The 22,458-nt window shown below is 76.2% G+C and carries 5 protein-coding genes; 4 read left to right on the top strand and 1 reads right to left on the bottom strand.

Going from position 1 to position 22,458, the window contains the following annotated elements; all coding sequences use genetic code 11:
• Complete coding sequence (locus tag H1D33_RS10590) at positions 1–888, top strand: class I SAM-dependent methyltransferase (RefSeq protein ID WP_181568230.1); 888 nt, start codon at positions 1–3, stop codon at positions 886–888.
• A gap of 52 nt (positions 889–940) precedes the next feature.
• Here the strand turns inward: H1D33_RS10590 and H1D33_RS10585 are convergent, their stop codons facing one another.
• The gene (locus H1D33_RS10585) at positions 941–1,696 is read right to left on the bottom strand and encodes a thioesterase II family protein (RefSeq protein ID WP_281370370.1); all 756 of its coding nucleotides are present in this window, start codon (positions 1,694–1,696) and stop codon (positions 941–943) included.
• Between the two features lie 232 nt (positions 1,697–1,928).
• Between H1D33_RS10585 and H1D33_RS10580 the strand changes: the two genes are divergently transcribed.
• The 3 genes from H1D33_RS10580 to H1D33_RS10570 are packed head-to-tail and all read left to right on the top strand — an operon-like array spanning position 1,929 to position 22,318.
• Entirely contained in the window at positions 1,929–7,361 is a 5,433-nt protein-coding gene (locus tag H1D33_RS10580; RefSeq protein WP_181568231.1) for a type I polyketide synthase, read from the top strand.
• A gap of 21 nt (positions 7,362–7,382) precedes the next feature.
• Positions 7,383–21,356, top strand: coding sequence for a type I polyketide synthase (locus tag H1D33_RS10575; RefSeq protein ID WP_181568232.1), 13,974 nt, complete (start codon positions 7,383–7,385; stop codon positions 21,354–21,356).
• Positions 21,353–22,318 carry a metallophosphoesterase family protein gene (locus H1D33_RS10570; RefSeq protein ID WP_414685501.1) on the top strand — a complete coding sequence of 322 codons (966 nt, stop codon included), beginning with the start codon at positions 21,353–21,355 and terminating at the stop codon, positions 22,316–22,318. The genes H1D33_RS10575 and H1D33_RS10570 overlap by 4 nt, the downstream gene beginning before the upstream one ends.
• Positions 22,319–22,458 lie beyond the last annotated feature (140 nt).

The following is a 22,458-nucleotide window of genomic DNA, read 5'->3' as shown; positions in this document are numbered from 1 at the left end:
ATGCTGGAGAACCTCCGCACCCTCGGCCGGGTCATCCGGACCCTGGCCACCAAGGACCCGGTGACCCGGGTCCGCCGGTTCTACGAGATCCAGTCGCCGGACGTCGAGTTCGCGGCCCGCACCTCCCGCTACATGAACGTCGGCTACTGGGAGGAGGGCGTCACCAGCATCGACGTGGCCGGTCAGGCGCTGGCCGACAAGCTCGCCGACGCCGCCGGCTTCAAGCCCGACGACACCGTGGTCGACGTCGGCTTCGGCTACGGCGACCAGGACTTCGCCTGGCTGCGGGACCGCCGGGTGGCGAAGGTGCACGGCATCAACGTGACCCCGCGGCACGTCGAGCACGCCCAGGACCGGGCCCGCCGCGAGGGCCTGGCCGACCGGGCCGACTTCCAGCTCGGCACCGCCACCGCGCTGCCGTTCCCGGACGCCAGCGTGGACCGGGTGGTGGCGCTGGAGTCGGCGTTCCACTTCCACCCGCGCAGCGCGTTCTTCGCCGAGGCGTTCCGGGTGCTGCGGCCGGGCGGCACGCTGGCCACCGCCGACATCATCCCGCTGAGCAACGACACCCCGCGCATGTCGATCAGCTCGGGCCCGCTCAGCTTCGTCAAGTTCAGCCTGCCGGACGAGAACTGGCACGACCGCGCGACCTACGGCGAGCAGCTCACCGCCGCCGGCTTCGCCGGCGTGGAGGTCAACTCCATCGCGGACCGCACCTGGGAGGGGTGGCGCCGGTTCCAGTCCGCCCGCCCGTCCGACCCCGCGTTCCGCGCCGCCGCCGACGGCAGCGCGGTCAAGGGGATGGCCAACCACTGGCGGGACACCGAGCTGATCAAGAAGGAGCTGGGCCTGCTCGACTACGTCATCGCGGTGGCGCAGAAGCCCTGAGACGCCGCGGTCCCCGCCGCCCGGACCGGGCGGCGGGGACCGGCGTGGATCCTCAGCCGACCGTCGCGCCGGTCAACGCCGTCGAGAGGGTACGCAGGATCGCCGGCTGGTGGGACGCCAGGAAGAAGTGCCCGCCGCCGAACACGTGCAGGTCGAACGCGCCGGTGGTGTGCGCCGCCCAGGCCTTCGCCTCGTCCACCGTGGTCTTCGGGTCGGCGTCCCCGGTGAACACCGTGACCGGGCAGCTCAGCTTCGGCCCGTCCGCGTACGTGTAGGTCTCCGCCGCCCGGTAGTCGCTGCGGATCGCCGGCAACGCGGCACGCAGCATGTCCGGGTCGCCGAGCACCGCCGAGTTGGTGCCGCTGAGCTTCTTCACGTCGGCCAGCAGCCCGTCGTCGTCGAGCAGGTGCACGGTCTCGTGCCGGTGGCACGACGGCGCCCGCCGGCCGGACGGGAACAGGTGCGCCACCGCCTGACCCTCGGCCTCGATCAGCCGCGCCACCTCGAAGCCCAGCGTCGCGCCCATGCTGTGCCCGAAGAACGCCAGCGGCCGGTCCCGCCAGGGGCGCAGCACGTCGGCCACCTGCCGGGCCAGCTCACCGATGGTCGGCACGCAGGGCTCGTGCCGGCGGTCCTGCCGGCCCGGGTACTGGACGCTGAGCACCTCCACACCCGGCGACAGCGCCCGGGACACCGGGAAGAAGAAGCTCGCCGAGCCGCCGGCGTGCGGCAGGCACACCAGCCGCGGGGCGCCTGCCGGGGCCGGGTGGAACCGGCGAACCCACAGGCCGTTGTCGTGGTCGGTCATCGTCACGCGGTCCTTCCGGCGGTGGCGCCCGCGACCCGGGCGCCAGGGCGGTCCACCGGACGCTAACCGCGCCGCCGCCGGCCCGGCCACCCCTAGCCGGCCGGGCCCACGGGTTAGGGGTTGTCGCAGCTCAGCGCGACGCCATAGCTTCCCCGCAAAGGGGACCCGTGGCTCCCGGATGACGCGTGCGCGCCGGACGACGGCAGGTCCCCGCCGACCGAGGGTCAGGTTGATGGACACCGAAGAGAAGCTCCGGGAGTATCTGAAGAGGGTCACCACCGACCTGCGGCGGACCCGGCAACGGCTCCGCGATGTGGAGGACGCCGCCCGCCAGCCGATCGCCGTGGTCGGCATGGCCTGCCGATTCCCCGGCGGGATCACCTCGCCGGACGCGCTGTGGGACCTGGTGGCGGCCGGCGGGGACGCGATCGGCCCGTTCCCCGACGACCGGGGCTGGGACCTCGCCACGCTCTACGACCCGGAGCGGGAACGCCCCGGCACGTCCTGCGTGCGCGACGGCGGTTTCCTGACCGACGCCGCCGGCTTCGACCCGGCGTTCTTCGGCGTCTCCCCCCGGGAGGCCCTGGCGATGGATCCGCAGCAGCGGTTGCTGCTGGAGGTGTCCTGGGAGGCGTTCGAGTCCGCCGGTGTCGACCCGACCGGCCTGCGCGGCGGGCGCGTCGGCGTCTTCGCCGGCCTGACCCACGCCGACTACGCGGCCGGCGCCGCCGACGTGCCCGACGGGGTCGCCGACTACCTGGGGCTGGGCAGCGCCGGAAGCGTCAGCTCCGGCCGGGTGTCGTATGCGTTCGGGTTCGAGGGGCCGGCCGTCACCGTCGACACCGCCTGCTCCTCGTCGCTCGTGGCGCTGCACCTGGCCGTGCAGTCGCTGCGCGCCGGCGAGTCCGACCTGGCCCTGGCCGGCGGCGTGACGGTGCTGCCGACCCCGTCGATCTTCGTGGACTTCACCCGGCAGAACAACCTGTCCCGGGGTGCCCGCTGTCGGGCGTTCGCCGACGCCGCGGACGGCACCGCGCTCGGCGAGGGCATCGGCGTGCTGCTCGTCGAACGCCTCGCCGACGCCCAGCGGCTCGGCCACCGGGTCCTGGCCGTGGTGCGCGGCACGGCGGTGAATCAGGACGGCGCGTCGAACGGGTTGACCGCGCCGAACGGCCCGTCGCAGCAGCGGGTGATCCGCGCCGCGCTGGCCGACGCCCGGCTCACCGGCGCCGAGGTGGACGTGGTGGAGGCGCACGGCACCGGCACCACGCTGGGCGATCCGATCGAGGCGCAGGCGTTGCTGGCCACGTACGGGCAGGAGCGGGAGACGCCGCTGCTGCTCGGCTCGATCAAGTCGAACATCGGGCACACCCAGACCGCCGCCGGGGTGGCCGGCGTGATCAAGATGGTGCAGGCGATGCGGCACGGCACGGTGCCGGCCACGCTGCACGTGGACGCGCCGTCGTCCAAGGTGGACTGGTCGGCGGGTGCGGTGGAGCTGGCCACGTCGGCGCGCCCCTGGCCGGCCGCCGACCGGCCCCGCCGCGCCGCGGTGTCCTCGTTCAGCATCTCCGGCACCAACGCGCACGTGGTCCTGGAGGCGCCCACCCCGGTCGAGGACGAGCCGCCGGCCGCCCTCGACGCGGACGCGCTGCCGGTGGTGCCGTGGCTGGTGTCGGGTCGGTCGGCGGACGCGCTGGCGGGTCAGGCGGCGCGGCTGCTCGACCACCTGCGCGCGAACGCCGACCTGTCGCCGGCCGACGTCGGCTTCTCGTCGGCGACCACGAGGGCCGCGTTGGCGCACCGGGCGGCGGTGGTCGGCGCGGACCGCGACGCGCTGCTGGCCGGCCTGGCCGCGCTGGCCGAGGGCGGTGCGGCACCCGGACTGGTGACCGGCGAGGCGTCGTCGGGCCGTCGGGCGGTGTTGTTCACCGGTCAGGGCGCGCAGCGGGCCGGCATGGGCCGGGAGTTGTCCGCGGCGTTCCCGGTGTTCGCGGACGCGTTCGACCGGGTGTGCGCCGGGTTCGCGGGCCGGTTGGAGCGGCCGTTGCGGGAGGTGGTGTTCGACGGCGGCGACCTGGTGGACCGGACCGTCCACGCGCAGGCGGGCCTGTTCGCGGTGGAGGTGGCCCTGTGGGAGCTGCTGTCCTCGTGGGGCGTCGGCGCCGACTATCTGGCGGGGCATTCGATCGGTGAGGTGACCGCCGCCCATGTGGCGGGCGTGCTGTCGCTCGCCGACGCGTGCGTCCTGGTGGCGGCGCGTGGGTCGTTGATGCAGGCGTTGCCGGCCGGTGGCGGGATGCTGGCGGTGGGCGCGTCGGAGTCCCAGGTCCGGGAGTTGGCGGCCGGCGTGGACGTGGCGGCGGTGAACGGCCCGTCGTCGGTGGTGCTCTCCGGGCCGCTGGCGGACCTGGACCGGATCGCGGGGGAGTGCACCGCCGAAGGTTGGCGGGTGAAGCGGCTCACGGTCAGTCACGCGTTCCACTCCCGCTTGATGGAGCCGATGCTGGCGGAGTTCCGGGCGGCGATCAGTGGTCTGGACTGGCAGGCCCCGCGTCTGCCGATCGTGTCGAACCTGACCGGCCGGCTCGCCGACCCCGCCGAGATGGCCGGTCCGGACTACTGGGTGCGGCACGTCCGGGACGCGGTCCGGTTCGCCGACGGGGTCACCACGTTGCACGAGCTGGGTGTGTCCACGTTCCTGGAGGTGGGTCCGGACGCGACGTTGACGGCGATGGCCGCCGACACCCCGGCCGGCCGGCCCGTGCAGCACATTCCCGCGTTGCGGCGGGACCGGGACGAGGTCACCGCGCTCACCACCGCGCTGGCCCGGTTGCACGTGACCGGCACGCCCGTCGACTGGGCGGCCTGGTTCACCCGCGACGGCCGGCGACCCGCCACCGTCGACCTGCCCACCTACGCGTTCCACCACCAGCGGTACTGGATCGACGCCCGCGCCGCCGGCCACGACGCCGCCGGCCTGGGCGCCCGCGCCGCCGGTCACCCGCTGCTCGACACCACGCTCACCACCGCCGCCGGTGACGTCCGCGTCCACGGCGGCCGGCTGTCCGCGCGTACCCAGCCCTGGCTCGCCGACCACGTCGTGCGCGGCCGGATCGTCGTCCCCGGCACCGCGCTCGTCGAGCTGGCGCTGCACGCCGGCGCGCAGGCCGGCTGCCACACCGTCGAGGAACTGACCCTCGCCGCGCCGCTCGTCCTGCCCGACGACGGCGCCCGTACGCTCCAACTCCACCTCGCCGCGCCCGACGAGCAGGGCCGACGCCGCGTCACGGTCCACTCCCGACCCGCCGACGACCCGCACGCCGACTGGACCGCCCACGCCGACGGCATCCTCGCCCCCGGCACGGGCGAACCCGCCGAGCCGTTGACCGCCTGGCCGCCGCCCGGCGGGGTCGCCGTGCCGGTCGAGCCGATCTACCGCCGGCTGCGCGACCTCGGCGTCGCCCACGGGCCCACGTTCCGCGGGCTGCGCGCCGCCTGGCGTACCCCGGACGGGGTCTTCGCGGAGGTGGAGTTGCCGGACGGCGCCCCCACCGCCGGTTACGCGCTGCACCCGGCGCTGCTCGACGCCGCGCTGCACGTCGTCGGCCTCGCCGACGACCCGGGCGCCGACGACACCGGGGCCCGGCTGCCGTGGGCCTGGAGCGGCGTCACGCTCACCGCCGAGGGCGCCACCCACCTGCGGGTACGCCTCACCCGCAGCGGCCCGGCCAGCACGCTGACGCTCGCCGACGCCACCGGCGCGCCGGTGGCCCGCGTCGACGCCCTGGTGTCCCGCCCCCTCGCCGCCGACCAGCTCGACCCCGGCGCCGCCGACCTGCCCCTCTACGACCTGCGCTGGAACCCGGTGCCGCTGCCGGCCCGGCCGGCCACCGGGATCGCGCCGCTCGACCCGGAGACCGGCCTCGCCGGGACCGCCGACGACGCCCGGCTGGTGCTCGTCCCCGCTGGGCGCACCGCGCCGGAAGATCCACTCGCGGGCACCCGCACCCGGCTCGCCGACACGCTCACGCTGATCCAGGACTGGCTCGCCGACGACCGGCACGCCGGCCGGCGGCTCGTCGTGCTCACCCGGGGCGCGGTGCCCGCCGACGGCGACGTCACCGACCTGGCCGCCGCCGCCGTGTGGGGGCTGGTCCGCGCGGCGCAACTCGAACACCCCGGCCGGTTCGTCCTCGCCGACCTGGCCGGCGACGACGACGCCGACCTGCTCGCCCGCGCGCTCGCCGCCGACGAACCCCAGTTCGCGCTCCGCGACGGCCGGCTGCTCGTGCCGCGCCTCGCCCCGGCCGAACCCGACCCGACCGGCGCCGTCGACCTCGTCCCCGACGGCACCGTGCTGCTCACCGGCGCGACCGGCGCGCTCGGCGGCGTCGTCGCCCGGCACCTCGTCACCCAGCACAAGGTCCGGCACCTGCTGCTGGTCAGCCGGCACGGCGCGGACGCACCAGGCGCCGCCGACCTGCTCGCCGACCTCACCGGCCTCGGTGCGCGGGCCACCCTCGTCGCCGCCGACGTGGCCGACCGCGACCAGCTCGCCGGGCTGCTCGCCGCCGTGCCCGCCGACCACCCGCTCGCCGGTGTGGTGCACGCCGCCGGCGCGCTCGACGACGCCGTGGTCACCGCGCTCACCCCGGAGCGCACCGACGCGGTGCTGCGCCCCAAGGCCGACGCCGCCTGGCACCTGCACGACCTCACCCGCCACCTCGACCTGCCCGTGTTCGTGCTGTTCTCCTCGATCGCCGGGCCGCTCGGCGCACCCGGGCAGGGCAACTACGCGGCGGCGAACGCGTTCCTCGACGGCCTCGCCCACCACCGCCGGGCCGCCGGGCTCGCCGCCACGTCACTGGCCTGGGGACCCTGGGCGGAGACCGGCGGGATGACCCGCGAGCTGGGCGCCGCCGGCCGGGACCGCCTCGCCCGCCAGGGCATCGTCCCGCTCACCACCGACCGGGCGCTCGCCCTCTTCGACGCCAGCCGGCGCGGCCGGCAGCCGCTGCTGCTCCCCGTCCACCTGGACCTGGCGACGCTGCGGACCCGCCCGGCCCGCGACGACCTGCCCGCGCCGCTGCACGGCCTCGCCGGCGGGCCCGCCCGCCGGGCCGCCGCGCCGACCACCGGCGGCCTCGCCGACCGGCTCGCCGGGGCGTCCGCCGAGGACCGGGCCCGCCTGGTCGCCGAGCTGGTCGCCGGCCAGGTCGCCGACGTGCTCGGGTACGCCTCGGCGGCCGCCGTCGGACCCGAGCGCTCCTTCACCGAACTCGGCTTCGACTCGCTCACCGCGGTCGACCTGCGCAACCGGCTCACCGCCCGGACCGGGCTCAGCCTGCCGGCGACCATGGTCTTCGACCATCCGACCCCGGCCGCGCTGACCGGGCACCTGCTGGCCCGACTCGGACCGGCCGCGACCGCGCCCACCGTCCTCGACGAGCTGGACCGCCTCGAAGCCGCGTTCGCCGCCACACCGCCCGACACGCTCGCCGAACTGACCGCCGACGACGAGACCCGTACCGCCGTCGCGGCCCGGCTCCGCGCCCTGCTCGCCCGCTGGGACGGCGACGGCGGCGAGGTGGCCGCCAGCCTCGACGACGCCAGCGACGACGAACTGTTCGACTTCATCGACAGCCGCTTCGGCCGGTCCTGACCCGCGACAGGTGAATCCCCGATGGCGAACGAAGTCAAGCTCCGTGAGTACCTCAAGCGTGTCACCGCCGACCTGCACGAGACCAGCGAACGGCTGAGGGCCGCCGACGCCAGGGACCACGAACCGATCGCCGTCATCGGGATGAGCTGCCGCTACCCGGGCGGCGTCCGCTCACCCGAACAGTTGTGGGAGCTGGTCGCCGCCGGCGGCGACGGCGTCACCGGCTTCCCCACCGACCGGGGCTGGGACACCGAGCGGGCGTACGACCCGACCGGGGAGCGGCGGGGCAGCACGTACGCCCGGGAGGGCGGGTTCCTGCACGACGCCGGGAACTTCGACCCGGAGCTGTTCACCATCTCCCCGTACGAGGCGCTGGCGATGGACCCGCAACAGCGGCTCATGCTGGAGGCGTCGTGGACGGCGATCGAGGACGCCCGGATCGACCCGCACTCGTTGCGCGGCAACCGGGTCGGCGTGTTCGCCGGCATGATGTACCACAACTACGCGGCCGGGCTCGACGACGTGCCCGACACGGTCGACGGGTTCATCGGCGGCGGCACCGCCAGCAGCGTGCTCTCCGGCCGGATCGCCTACACGCTCGGCCTGGAGGGCCCGGCGCTCACCGTCGACACCGCCTGCTCGTCGTCTCTCGTCGCGCTGCACCTGGCCGTGCAGTCGCTGCGCTCCGGCGAGTCCGCGCTGGCGCTGGCCGGCGGCGTCACCGTGATGACCACGCTGGAGACGTTCGTCGACTTCAGCCGGCAACGCGGCCTCGCCCCGGACGGCCGGTGCAAGTCGTTCGCCGACGGCGCCGACGGCACCGGCTGGTCCGAGGGCGTCGGCGTGCTGCTGCTGGAACGCCTCTCCGACGCCCGCCGCCACGGCCACCGGGTGCTCGCGGTGGTGCGCGGGACTGCGGTGAACCAGGACGGCGCGTCGAACGGGTTGACCGCGCCGAACGGCCCGGCCCAGCAGCGGGTGATCCGGGCGGCCCTCGCCTCGGCACGGCTGTCGCCGGTCGAGGTGGACGTGGTGGAGGCGCACGGCACCGGCACCACGCTGGGCGATCCGATCGAGGCGCAGGCGCTGCTGGCCACGTACGGGCAGGACCGCGAGACGCCGCTGCTGCTCGGCTCGGTCAAGTCGAACCTGGGGCACACCCAGGCCGCGGCCGGCGTCGCCGGGATCATCAAGATGGTCCTCGCCATGCGGCACGGCCTGGTGCCGCCGACGATCCACGTCGACGCCCCGTCGTCGCACGTGGACTGGTCGGCCGGTGCGGTGGAGCTGGCCACGTCGGCCCGCCCGTGGCCGGCGGTGGACCGGCCGCGTCGGGCGGCGGTGTCGTCGTTCGGCATCTCCGGCACCAACGCCCACGTCATCATCGAGGCCCCGGAACCCCAGCCGGCGCCGGAAGAGTCACCGGTCGAGCCGCCCCCGACCATCCCGTGGGTGCTGTCGGCGCGCTCGGCGTCGGCCCTCGCCGGCCAGGCCGCCCGGTTGGCCGACCACCTGCACGCGCACGCCGACCTGTCCCCGGCCGAGGTGGGCTGGTCGCTCGCGACGACCCGCGCCGCACTGGAACACCGCGCGGTGGTGCTCGGCCCGGACCGGGAGTCGCTGCTGGCCGGGCTGTCGGCCGTCGCCGGGGGAACACCGGCGCCCGGGGTGGTGACCGGTGAGGTCGCGCCGGGCCGGCGGGCGGTCCTGTTCACCGGTCAGGGCTCGCAGCGCGCCGGCATGGGCCGGGAGTTGTACGACGCGTTCCCGGTGTTCGCGGACGCGTTCGACCGGGTGTGCGCGTCGTTCGAGGGCCGGTTGGAGCGGCCGTTGCGCGACGTGGTGTTCGACGGCGGTGAGCTGCTGGACCGGACCGTCCACGCGCAGGCGGGTCTGTTCGCGGTGGAGGTCGCCCTGTGGGAGTTGGTGTCGTCGAGCGGTGTCACGGTCGACTACCTGGCGGGACACTCGATCGGTGAGGTGACCGCCGCGCACGTGGCCGGGGTGCTGTCGCTTGCCGACGCGTGCGCCCTGGTGGCGGCGCGGGGCTCGTTGATGCAGGCGTTGCCGGCCGGTGGCGGGATGCTGGCGGTGGGCGCGTCGGAGCAGCAGGTCCGGGAGTTGCTGTCGGCTGCCGGTGGCGCTGCGGCGGCCGGCGGGGACGGCTCGGAGCCGGGGACGGATTCCGGTCCCGGTGGCGGCGTGGATGTGGCGGCGGTGAACGGCCCGTCGTCGGTGGTGCTCTCCGGGCCGGTGGAGGAGCTGGACCGGTTGGCGGGGGAGTGCGCCGCCCAGGGGTGGCGGGTGAAGCGGCTGACGGTCAGCCACGCGTTCCACTCGCGGCTGATGGAGCCGATGCTTGACGGGTTCCGGGCCGCGATCGCGGGTCTGGACTGGCAGCAGCCGCGTCTGCCGATCGTGTCGAACCTGACCGGCCAACTCGCCGACCCGGCGGAGATCGCCGGGGCGGACTACTGGGTGCGGCACGTGCGGGAGGCGGTCCGCTTCGCCGACGGCGTGGCCACGCTCCACGAGCTGGGCGTGGGCACGTTCCTGGAACTCGGCCCGGACGCGACGTTGACGGCGATGGCGGCCGACACCCCCACCGATCGGCCGGTGCTGCACGTTCCGGCGCTGCGCCGCGACCAGGACGAGGTCACCGCGCTCACCACCGCGCTGGCCCGACTGCACGCGACCGGCACCCGGATCGACTGGGCCGCCTGGTTCACCCGCGACGGCCGGCGACCCGCCACCGTCGACCTGCCCACCTACGCGTTCCGGCACCAGCGCTACTGGCTCGACGCCCGCACCCGCCAGCACGGCGGCGACGCCGACGACACGGCGTTCTGGCAGGTGATCGAGAACGAGGACCTGGACGGCCTCGCCGCCGCCCTCGCCGTCGACCCGGACACGCCGCTCGCCGACGTGCTGCCCGCGCTCTCCGCCTGGCGACGCCGCCGGGAGAGCGAGGCCACGCTCGACTCCTGGCACCACCGGGTCACCTGGCAACCGCTGCCCGACCCCACCGGCCCCGACGCCGGTGACCTGCTTCTCGTCGTACCGGCCGAGGTGGACGAGGCGGGCCGGCGGTGGGTGGACGCGTTGACCGGGCCCGGCGTCCGGGTGCTGACCGTGCCCGCCGGCCACGGCCGCGCCGACCTCGCCCGGGACCTCACCGCGTCACCCCCGCCCGGGACCGTGCTGTCGCTGCTCGGCCTCGCCCCCGGCACCCATCCGGACAGCGCGTCCGTGCCCGCCGGACTCGCCGGCACGGTCACGCTCGCGCAGGCGCTCGGCGACGCCGGCAGCACCGCCCGGCTCTGGATCGGCACCCGCCGGGCCCTCGCCGTCGACCCCGTCGACCCGGCCGTCGACTGCGACCAGGCGCTGCTCTGGGGACTCGGCGGCGCGATCCGCGCCGAACACCCGTACCGCTGGGGTGGGCTGGTCGACCTGCCACCGGTGCCCGACCCGCGCGCCGTGACCCGGTTGCGCCGGCTGCTCGGCGGCGAGCCGGCCGAGGACCAGGTGGCGGTGCGCACGGCCGGCGCGTACGCCCGACGGCTGGTCCGGGACACCCGACCCGCCGGTGCGGCGCGGAGCTGGACCCCGCGCGGCACCGCGCTCGTCACCGGCGGCACCGGCGCGCTCGGCGCGCACGTCGCCCGGGCCCTCGCCACCGCCGGCGTCGACCACCTGCTGCTGCTCAGCCGTCGTGGCCCCGACGCGCCCGGCGCGGCCGACCTGCGCGACGAGCTGACCGCCCTGGGCGCCCGCGTGACGATCGCCGCCTGCGACGCCGCCGACCGGGACGCGCTGCGCGACCTGCTCGCCACCGTGCCCGCCGACGCGCCGCTGCGCACCGTCGTGCACACCGCCGCGGCGCTCGACGACACGGTCACCGACGCGCTCACCGCCGACCGGATGGCCACCGCGCTGCGCGCCAAGGTCGACGCGGCCCGCCACCTCGACGAGCTGACCCACGACCACCACGTCGACGCGTTCGTGCTGTTCTCCTCACTCGCCGGCACCATGGCCGGCCCCGGCCAGGGCAACTACGCGCCCGGAAACGCCTGGCTCGACGCGCTCGCCCACCGCCGCCGCGCCGAAGGACGGCCCGCCACCGCTGTCGCCTGGGGGCTCTGGGCCGACGGCGGCGTCAGCACCGGCGAGTTCGAGCGCCGGATGGCCCGCGGCGGTGTCCGCGCCATGGACCCCGACCGCGCGATCCGCGCGTTGCACCGGGCGCTCGACCGGGACGAGACCCACCTCGTCGTCGCCGACGTCGACTGGGACCGCATCGCCGCCGCCCCCGGCCAGCGGCCCGACCCGCTGATCCGCGACCTGCTCACCGCCACCCCGGTCGCCGTCGACGGCGACCGGTCCGCCGGGCTGCGGCGTCGCCTCGCCGGCCTCACCCCGGCCGACCGGCGGGACGCCCTGGGCGAGCTGGTCCGCGGCGAGATCGCCGCCGTCCTCGGACACGGCGGCGCCGACCAGGTGCCGCACCGGCGCGCGTTCCGGGACCTCGGCTTCACCTCCCTCACCGCCGTCGAGCTGCGCAACCGACTCGACGCCGCCACCGGACTCACGCTGCCCGCCACGCTGGCGTTCGACCATCCCAACCCCGAGGCCCTGGCCGCCCACCTCGCCGCCGAGCTGGCCGGCGGGCCGTCCGAGGCCACCCCCACGGCGGTACGCCCGGTCGACGACGACCCGATCGTCATCGTCGGCATGGGCTGCCGCTTCCCCGCCGGGGCCGGCTCCCCCGAGGAGTTCTGGCGGCTGCTCGCCGACGGCGTCGACGCCATGGCCGACCTTCCCCGCGACCGGCACTGGGACCTGGCCGCGCTGCCGCCGGACGTCACCCGGGGCGCGTTCCTGGACGACGCCGGCGCGTTCGACGCGCACTTCTTCGGCATCTCGCCGCGCGAGGCGACCGCCATGGACCCGCAGCAGCGGCTGCTGCTGGAGACGTCCTGGGCGGCGATCGAGGACGCCCGGATCGACCCGCTGGCACTGCGTGGCAGCCGGGTCGGCGTCTTCGCCGGCACCAACGGGCAGGACTTCGACCACCTCATCCGGTACGGCGGCGAACACCTCGCCGGCTACGGCGCGACCGGCGCCTCCGCCAGCGTGCTCTCCGGCCGGGTGGCGTACGCGCTCGGCCTCGAAGGACCGGCGCTGACCGTGGACACCGCGTGCTCGTCGTCGCTGGTGGCGCTGCACCTCGCCGCCCGGTCGCTGCGGGCCGGTGAGTGCGACCTGGCGCTCGCCGGTGGCGTGACCGTGATGGCCACCCCCGGCGCGTTCGTCGAGTTCTCCCGCCAGGGCGGGCTCGCCGCCGACGGGCGGTGCCGCTCGTTCGCCGAGGGCGCCGACGGCACCGGGTGGGGCGAGGGCGTCGGCGTGCTGCTGGTGCAACGACTCTCCGACGCCGAGCGGGACGGCCGGCGGATCCTGGCGGTGCTGCGGGGTTCGGCGGTCAATCAGGACGGCGCGTCGAACGGGTTGACCGCGCCGAACGGGCCGGCGCAGCAGCGGGTCATCCGGGCCGCGCTGGCCGACGCCCGGCTCGCCGCCGCCGACGTGGACGTGGTGGAGGCGCACGGCACCGGCACGACGCTGGGTGACCCGATCGAGGCGCAGGCGTTGCTGGCCACGTACGGGCAGGAGCGGACCGAACCGCTGCTGCTCGGCTCGGTGAAGTCGAACCTGGGCCACACCCAGGCCGCCGCCGGCGTCGCCGGGATCATCAAGGCGGTCCTGGCCATGCGGCACGGCGTGGTGCCGGCGACGCTGCACGTGGACGCGCCGTCGTCGAAGGTGGACTGGTCGGCCGGAGCGATCGAGCTGGCGACGTCGGCGCGGCCCTGGCCGGCGGTGGACCGTCCGCGCCGGGCGGCGGTGTCGTCGTTCGGCATCTCCGGCACCAACGCCCACGTCATCCTCGAACACCCCGAGCCGGTGCGGCACGACCCGGACGCGGTCGCTCCGCCACCGGCCACGCCGTGGATGCTGTCGGCCCGGTCGGCCCCGGCGCTCGCCGGGCAGGCGGCCCGGCTGCTCGACCACCTGCGCGAGCACCCCGACGTGTCGCCGGCCGAGGTCGGCTGGTCGCTGGTCGCCACGCGGCCCGCGCTGGAGCACCGCGCGGCCGTTGTCGCTCCGGATCGGGACGCGCTCCTGGCCGGCCTGTCCGCGCTCGCCGACGGCGTCGCCGCGACGGGCCTGGTGACCGGCGAACCGGTGTCCGGCCGCCGGGCGGCCCTGTTCACCGGCCAGGGCTCGCAGCGGGTCGGCATGGGTCGGGAGCTGTACGACGCGTTCCCGGTGTTCGCCGAGGCGTTCGACCGGGTGTGCGCCGGGTTCGAGGGCCGCCTCGATCGTTCGTTGCGGGAGGTCGTGTTCGACGGCGGTGAGTTGCTGGACGAGACCGTCCACGCGCAGGCGGGCCTGTTCGCGATCGAGGTCGCGTTGTGGGAACTGGCGTCCTCGTGCGGCCTGACGGTCGACTACGTGGCGGGGCATTCGATCGGTGAGGTGACCGCCGCGCACGTGGCGGGTGTGCTGTCCCTGGCGGACGCGTGCGCGCTGGTGGCGGCGCGGGGATCGCTGATGCAGGCGTTGCCGGCCGGTGGCGGGATGCTGGCCGTCGCCGCGTCGGAGGCACAGGTCCTGGAGGTGCTGGGGTTCGGGGTGGGTGTTGCGCCGCTCGCCGATCCGGCCGGTGTTCCGATGGTCGCTGGCCGCCCCGCCGCCGGGGACCGTGCCGGCGGTAGGGCTGCCGCTGGAGTGGATGTGGCGGCGGTGAACGGCCCGTCGTCGGTGGTGCTCTCCGGGCCGGTGGAGGAGCTGGACCGGTTGGCGGGGGAGTGCGCCGCCCAGGGGTGGCGGGTCAAGCGGCTGACGGTCAGTCACGCGTTCCACTCGCGGCTGATGGAGCCGATGCTTGACGGGTTCCGGGCCGCGATCGCGGGTCTGGACTGGCGGGCGCCGCGTCTGCCGATCGTGTCGAACGTGACCGGTCGGCTCGCCGATCCGGGGGAGATCGCGGGTCCGGACTACTGGGTGCGGCACGTGCGGGAGGCGGTCCGGTTCGCCGACGGCGTGGTCACGCTCCACGAGCTGGGCGTGGGCACGTTCCTGGAACTCGGCCCGGACGCGACGTTGACGGCGATGGCGGCCGACACCCCCACCGATCGGCCGGTGCTGCACGTTCCGGCGCTGCGCCGCGACCAGGACGAGGTCACCGCGCTCACCACGGCGCTGGCCCGGTTGCACGTGACCGGCACGCAGGTGGACTGGGCGGTCTGGTTCACCCGCGACGGGCGGCAACCGGCAACCGTCGACCTGCCCACCTACGCGTTCCAGCGCACCCGGTACTGGCCGGAGACCGCACCCGTGGCACCCGGCGGCGGCAGCGACCTCGACGAGCGGTTCTGGGCGGCAGTCGAACGGGAGGACCTCGCCGGCCTCGGCGACGAGTTGCGACTCACCGCCGACCAGCCGCTGCGGGACCTGCTCCCGGCACTGGCCCGGTGGCGGCGGGCCGGACACGACCGCGTCACCGTCGACTCCTGGCGCTACCGGGTGGACTGGCGGCCACTGGCCTCCGTACCGCCGCCGGACCTGACCGGGACGTGGCTGGTCCTGACCACGGCCGACCAGGTCGATCACCCGCTGGCCGCCGGCCTGGCCGCGCACGGTGCCCACGTCGTGCCGGTGCTGCTCGACGCGCCCGCCGACCGGCCGGCGACGGCCGACCGGCTCCGCGCCGCCGCGACCGGCGACGTCGCCGGGGTGCTGGCGCTGCTCGGCCCGCGCCCCGAGGTGGCGCTGGCCACCGTGCAGGCGTTCGCCGACAGCGGCGTCCCCGGTCGGCTGTGGTGGCTGACCCGAGGCGCGGTCGACGTCGGCGGCGACACCGATCCGGACGCGGCCGGGACCTGGGGGCTCGGCCGCGTCGTGGGACTGGAGGAGCCGGGTCGCTGGGGTGGCCTGGTGGACCTGCCGGAGGTGATGGACGGCCGGGCGGTGCGTCGGCTGTGCGGGGTGCTGGCCGGTGGTGTCGAAGACCAGGCGGCGGTGCGGTCGTCGGGGGTGTTCGCCCGGCGGCTCGTGCGGGCCTCGGGTGATCCGGTGCGGCGGGAGTTCCGGTTCTCCGGCACGGTGCTGGTCACCGGCGGCACCGGTGCGTTGGGCGCGCGGGTCGCCCGGTGGGCGGCCGACACGGGGGCGGAGCACGTGGTGCTGACCAGCCGGCGTGGTCCGGACGCGCCCGGCGCGGCGGAGCTGGCCGACCGGCTGCGGGCCGGCGGTGTGCGGGTGACGGTGGCGGCGTGCGACGTGGCCGACCGGGCCGCGCTGGCCGGGCTGCTCGACGGGCTGGCCGGTGAGTCGGTCCGGGCGGTCGTGCACGCCGCCGGGGCGCCGCAGCTCACCCCGCTGGCCGACGTCACCGCCGACGAGCTGCGCGACGTGCTGCGCGCCAAGGTCGACGGCGCGGCCAACCTCGACGCGCTGCTGCCGGACGTGGACGCGTTCGTGGTGTTCACCTCCATCGCCGGCGTGTGGGGCTCCGCCGGGCAGGCCGGCTACGCCGCCGCGAACGCCGCCGCCGACGCGCTCGTCGCCCGCCGACGCGCCCGGGGCGCCGCCGGCACCGCCGTGGCCTGGGGACCGTGGGCCGGTAACGGCATGGCAGCGGGCGAAGAGGCGCGGGACCACCTGGCCCGGCGCGGCCTGCCCGCCCTCGACCCGGACCTCGCGGTCACCGCCCTGCAGGGCGCGCTGGACCGCGACGACAGCACCGTGGTCGTCGCCGACGTCGACTGGGAGCGGTTCGCCGCGTCGTTCACCGCGCTGCGCCCCAGCCCGCTGCTCGACGAACTGCCCGAGGCCCGGCCCACCCGGGCCGCGCCCACCGAGGGCCCGTCCCCGCTCGCCCGCCGGCTCGCCGCGCTCACCCCCGCCGAGCGCGCCGGTCACCTGCTCGACGTGGTCCGCGCCCAGGCCGCCACGGTGCTCGGCCACCCGGCCGCCGACGCGGTCGCCGCGGACCGGGCGTTCCAGCAGCAGGGCTTCGACTCACTCACCGCCGTCGAGCTGCGGAACCGGCTCACCGCCGAGACCGGCCTGACGCTGCCGAGCACCCTCGTCTTCGACCAGCCGACCCCGGCGGCGCTGGCCGCGTACCTGGCCGCCGCGCTGACCGGGGAACCGGCGGACACCCACGCACCGGGCACCGCCGTCGCGGTCGACGGTGACCCGATCGTCGTCGTCGGCATGGCCTGCCGCCTCCCCGGCGGCGTGACCGGCCCCGACGAGCTGTGGGACCTGCTCGCGGCCGGACGCGACGGCATCGCCGACTTCCCGCTCGACCGGGGCTGGGACCGGTTCCTCGCCGGCCGCCTCTCCGACACCTCGTTCCCCCGGCAGGGCGGGTTCGTCTACGACGCGGCCGCGTTCGACGCCGACTTCTTCGGCATCTCCCCCCGCGAGGCCCTGGCCATGGACCCCCAGCAGCGGTTGCTGCTGGAGACGTCCTGGGAGGCGGTCGAGTCGGCCGGCATCGACCCGGCCCGGCTCCGCGGGGAACGCGTCGGCGTCTTCGCCGGCGCCAGCTTCCAGGGGTACGCCTCGACCGCGATGGGTCGGGCCCAGGACGTCGGCGGGCACCTGCTCACCGGCACCGCCACCAGCGTGCTCTCCGGCCGGGTGGCGTACGCGCTCGGGCTTGAGGGGCCGGCGGTGACCGTGGACTCGGCCTGCTCGTCGTCGCTCGTCGCGCTGCACCTGGCCGCCCAGTCGCTGCGCAGCGGGGAGTGCACGCTGGCGCTGGCCGGTGGCGTGACCGTGATGGCCTCGCCGGCCACCTTCGTCGAGTTCTCCCGCCAGGGCGGGCTCGCCCCGGACGGCCGGTGCCGGTCCTTCGCCGAGGGCGCCGACGGGACCGGCTGGGGTGAGGGCGTCGGCGTGCTGCTGGTGCAACGGCTCTCCGACGCCGAGCGGGACGGCCGGCGGGTCCTCGCCGTGCTGCGCGGCTCGGCGGTCAACTCCGACGGCGCGTCGAACGGGTTGACCGCGCCGAACGGGCCTGCCCAGCAACGCGTCATCCGGGCCGCGCTCGCCTCGGCGCGCCTCACCACCGCCGACGTGGACGTGGTCGAGGCGCACGGCACCGGCACCACGCTGGGCGACCCGATCGAGGCGCAGGCGTTGCTGGCCACGTACGGGCAGGAGCGGGAGACGCCGCTGCTGCTCGGCTCGATCAAGTCGAACATCGGGCACATCCAGGCCGCGGCCGGCGCGGCGAGCGTCATCAAGGCGGTCCTCGCGCTGCGGCACGGCGTGGTGCCGGCCACCCTGCACGTGGACGCGCCGTCGTCGAAGGTGGACTGGTCGGCCGGTGCGGTGGAGCTGGCCACGTCGGCCCGCCCGTGGCCGGCGGTGGACCGTCCGCGTCGGGCGGCGGTGTCGTCGTTCGGCATCTCGGGCACCAACGCGCACGTGATCCTGGAGGAGCCCCCGTCGGCGAGGGCCGCGCACGATCGGGCCGCCGATGCGGTGCCGGTGGTGCCGTGGTTGGTGTCGGGTCGGTCGGCGGAGGCGCTGGCGGCGCAGGCGGCCCGGCTGCTCGACCGTCTGCGCGACGACGTGGACGTGTCGCCGGTCGGGGTGGGTTTTTCCCTGGCGACGACGCGGGCGGCGTTGTCGCACCGGGCGGCGGTGGTCGGCGCGGACCGGGAGTCGTTGCTGGCCGGCCTGGCGGCCGTCGCCGAGGGCGCGTCGGCGCGCGGAGTCATCAGCGGGGAGGCGTCGCCGGGCCGGCGGGCGGTGTTGTTCACCGGTCAGGGTTCCCAGCGTGTCGGCATGGGCCGGGAGCTGTACGACGCGTTCCCGGTGTTCGCGGACGCGTTCGACCGGGTGTGCGCGTCGTTCGAGGGCCGGTTGGAGCGGCCGTTGCGGGAGGTCGTGTTCGACGGCGGTGAGTTGTTGGACCGGACGGTGTTCGCGCAGGCGGGTCTGTTCGCGGTGGAGGTCGCCCTGTGGGAGTTGGTGTCGTCGTGCGGTGTGGCGGTCGACTATGTGGCGGGGCACTCGATCGGTGAGGTGACCGCCGCCCATGTGGCGGGTGTCCTGTCGTTGACGGACGCGTGTGTGCTGGTGGCGGCGCGGGGGTCGTTGATGCAGGCGTTGCCGGCCGGTGGTGGGATGCTGGCGGTGGGCGCGTCGGAGTCCCAGGTCCGCGAGCTGGTGTCGGGTGTCGGTGGTGGGGGTCCGGGGGCGGTTCCCGGTTCCGGTGTCGATGTGGCGGCGGTGAACGGTCCGTCGTCGGTGGTGCTCTCCGGGCCGGTGGAGGAGCTGGACCGGTTGGCGGGGGAGTGCGCCGCCCAGGGGTGGCGGGTGAAGCGGCTGACGGTCAGCCACGCGTTCCACTCGCGGCTGATGGAGCCGATGCTTGACGGGTTCCGGGCCGCGATCGCGGGTCTGGACTGGCAGCAGCCGCGTCTGCCGATCGTGTCGAACCTGACCGGCCAACTCGCCGACCCGGCGGAGATCGCCGGGGCGGACTACTGGGTGCGGCACGTGCGGGAGGCGGTCCGGTTCGCCGACGGCGTCGCGACACTGCACGCCGCGGGCGTGACCACGTTCCTGGAACTCGGACCCGACGCCACCCTGACCGCGATGGCCGCCGACACCCCCACCGATCGGCCGGTGCTGCACGTTCCGGCGCTGCGCCGCGACCAGGACGAGGTCACCGCGCTCACCACGGCGCTGGCCCGGTTGCACGTGACCGGCACGCCCGTCGACTGGGCGGCCTGGTTCAGCCGCGACGGCCGGCGACCCGCCACCGTCGACCTGCCCACCTACGCGTTCCAGCACCAGCGGTACTGGCTGTCCGACGAGGACGCCCCACAGCCGGCGCCGGCCGCAGGCGGCGAGGCGGACGACCGGTTCTGGGCCGCCGTCGACCAGGCCGACCTCACCGCCCTCGACCCGGAGTTCCGCGCCGAGCGGCCGGTCGCCGAACTGCTGCCGGCACTCGCCCGGTGGCGGACCGCCGGCAAGCGGTCCGCCGCCGCCGACTCGTGGCGCTACCGGATCGACTGGTCGGGCCGGCCCGAGCCGACCGCGACGCTCGGCGGGACGTGGCTGCTGCTGGTGCCGTACGCCGGCATCGACGACACACTGGTCACGACCCTGGCCGACGGGATGACCTCGGCCGGCGCGAACGTGCGGCTCGTACGCTCGGACGGGCCGGACGACGACCGGGAACTGCTCGCCAAGGCGCTGCGCGACGCCGACCCGACCGCCGGCGTGGTGTCGCTGCTCGCGCTCGGCGGCGCCGGGGCCGGCGCGGCGCTGGCCACCGTGCAGGCGTTCGCCGACAGCGGCCTCGCCGGTCGCCTGTGGTGGCTGACCCGGGGTGCGGTGGCGGTGGGCGCCTCCGACCGGCCCGTCGACCCGGTCGCGGCCGGGACCTGGGGGCTCGGCCGCGTCGCGGGGCTGGAGGAGCCGGGCCGCTGGGGTGGCCTGGTGGACCTGCCGGAGGTGGTGGACGGCCGGGCGGTGCGCCGGGTGTGCGGGGTCCTCGCCGGGAACGGCGAGGACCAGGTGGCGGTGCGGTCGTCGGGAGTCTTCGCCCGACGGTTGGTGCGCGCCTCGGGCGACCCGGCACGACGGGAGTTCCGCCTCTCCGGGACCGTGCTGGTCACCGGCGGCACCGGTGCGTTGGGTGCCCGGGTCGCGCAGTGGGCGGCCGACAGCGGTGCCGAGCACGTGGTGCTGACCAGCCGGCGCGGACCGGACGCGCCGGGCGCGGCCGAGCTGGCCGACCGGCTGCGGGCCGGCGGTGTGCGGGTGACCGTGACCGCGTGCGACGTGGCCGACCGGGCCGCGCTGGCCGGGCTGCTCGACGGCCTGGGAACCGACCCGGTCCGCGCCGTCGTGCACGCCGCCGGCGCCGCCCAGGCCACCCCGCTCGCCGCGATGACCGGCGCGGAACTGGCCGACGTGCTGCGCGCCAAGGTCGACGGCGCGGCCAACCTCGACGCGCTGCTGCCGGACGTGGACGCGTTCGTGGTGTTCTCCTCCATCGCCGGCGTGTGGGGCTCCGCCGGGCAGGCCGGCTACGCCGCGGCCAACGCGTACCTCGACGGCCTCGTCGCCCGGCGACGCGCCCGCGGCGCGGCCGGCACCGCGGTGGCCTGGGGACCGTGGGCCGGCGCCGGCATGGCCCAGGGCGACCAGCGGGACCAGCTCGCCCGGCGCGGCCTGCCCGCGCTCGACCCGGACCTCGCGGTCACCGCCCTGCAGGGCGCGCTGGACCGCGACGACAGCGCCGTGGTCGTCGCCGACGTCGACTGGGAGCGGTTCGCCGCCGCGTTCACCGCCCGCCGGCCCAGCCCGCTGCTCACCGGCGTGCCCGAGGCCGCCGCCGACCGCGCCGGCGCCCCCGCCGCCGACGCGGACGCGCCGGCCGCGCTGCGCGACCGGCTCGCCGCCGCCGGCCCGGCGGAACGGGACCGCATCCTGCTCGACCTGGTACGCGCCGAAGCCGCCACCGTGCTCGGGCACCGCACCCCGGCCACGGTCCGGGCCGCACGCGGCTTCCTCGACCTCGGCTTCGACTCGCTCACCGCGGTCGAACTGCGCAACCGGCTCACCGCCGGAACCGGCCTGGCGCTGCCCACCACGCTGGTGTTCGACCACCCCACCCCGGCCGCGCTCGCCGGGCACCTGGGCCGGGAACTGCGGCCCTCGGCCGACGGCGTCACCGCCGAGATCGACCGCCTGGCGCGGCTGCTCGACGCGGTGCCGGACGAGCGGCGGGACGACCAGGTCACCCACCGGCTGGAGGAACTGCTCGCCCGCTGGCGCGGCGACGCCGCGCCGCCGCCGGCCGCCGAATCGGACGCCGACGACCTGGCCGACGCCGGCGAGGACGACATCTTCGCCATCATCCAGCGAGAGTTCGGCAAGTCGTGACCGGCGCCGCAGCTAGGGGTACGCACGCGGCTAGGGGTGGCCGGCTGCTCGCCATCAGTGACCTGCACGTCGGGCACGCCGAGAACCGGGCGCTGGTCGAACGGCTGCGCCCCGACGGCGACGACGACTGGCTGATCGTCGCCGGGGACGTCGGCGAGTACCTGCACGACGTCGAGTGGGCGCTCGGCCTGCTCGCCCGGCGCTTCGCCCGGGTCGTCTGGTCGCCCGGCAACCACGAGCTGTGGACGCCCCGCGACGACCCGGTGCAGTTGCGCGGCGAGGCCCGCTACCGGCACCTGGTGGCGACGTGCCGGCGGCTCGGCGTCCTCACCCCGGAGGATCCCTACCCGGTGTGGGACGCCGACGGCGACCCGGTGCTGGTGGTGCCGCTGTTCGTCGGGTACGACCACTCGTGGCGGCCGCCGGGCACCTACAACCGGGCCCAAGCGCTGGCGCTGGCGTACGAGACCGGGGTGGTGTGCACCGACGAGATCCTGCTGCACCCGGACCCGTACCCGAGCCGGGACGCCTGGTGCCGGGCCCGGGTCATCCGCACCGAACGGCGGCTCGACGCCGAGCGCGGCGGCCTGCCCACCGTGCTGGTCAACCACTACCCGCTGGTCCGCGAACCGACCCGGATCCTGCGCCACCCCGAGTTCGCCCAGTGGTGCGGCACCGACCTCACCGCCGACTGGCACCTGCACTACGACGCCCGCGTCGCCGTCTACGGGCACCTGCACATCCCGCGCAGCACCCGCCACGACGGCGTCCGGTTCGAAGAGGTGTCCGTCGGCTACCCCCGCGAGTGGCGCCGCCGCGCCACCCCGCCCGGCCGCCCCGGGCCATCCTCCCGGCGCTCGCCGGGCAGCTCCGCTGACGGTCCGCCGGCCCGCCCGGACCCCCCGCCGGGACCGGCGAATGAGGGGTCCGTAGGGGTTGGGTCGCAGGTCAGCGCTCAGTAGCGTCCACTCACGGTGACGGGCCGGGTGCCGGCGTACCCCCGTGTGCCGCACCGGCGGCGACCTCGGTGTTCGACGGAATCGATCGGCAGCAACTGCGGGCGGGTGGATCATGGCGGACGAAGAGAAGCTTCTCGAACACC

Origin of the sequence: Micromonospora ferruginea (assembly GCF_013694245.2) — a bacterium.
Lineage (GTDB): Bacteria > Actinomycetota > Actinomycetes > Mycobacteriales > Micromonosporaceae > Micromonospora > Micromonospora robiginosa.
The sequence above is the reverse complement of the archived record's forward strand: the minus strand, read 5'-3'. Positions and strand labels throughout refer to the sequence as shown.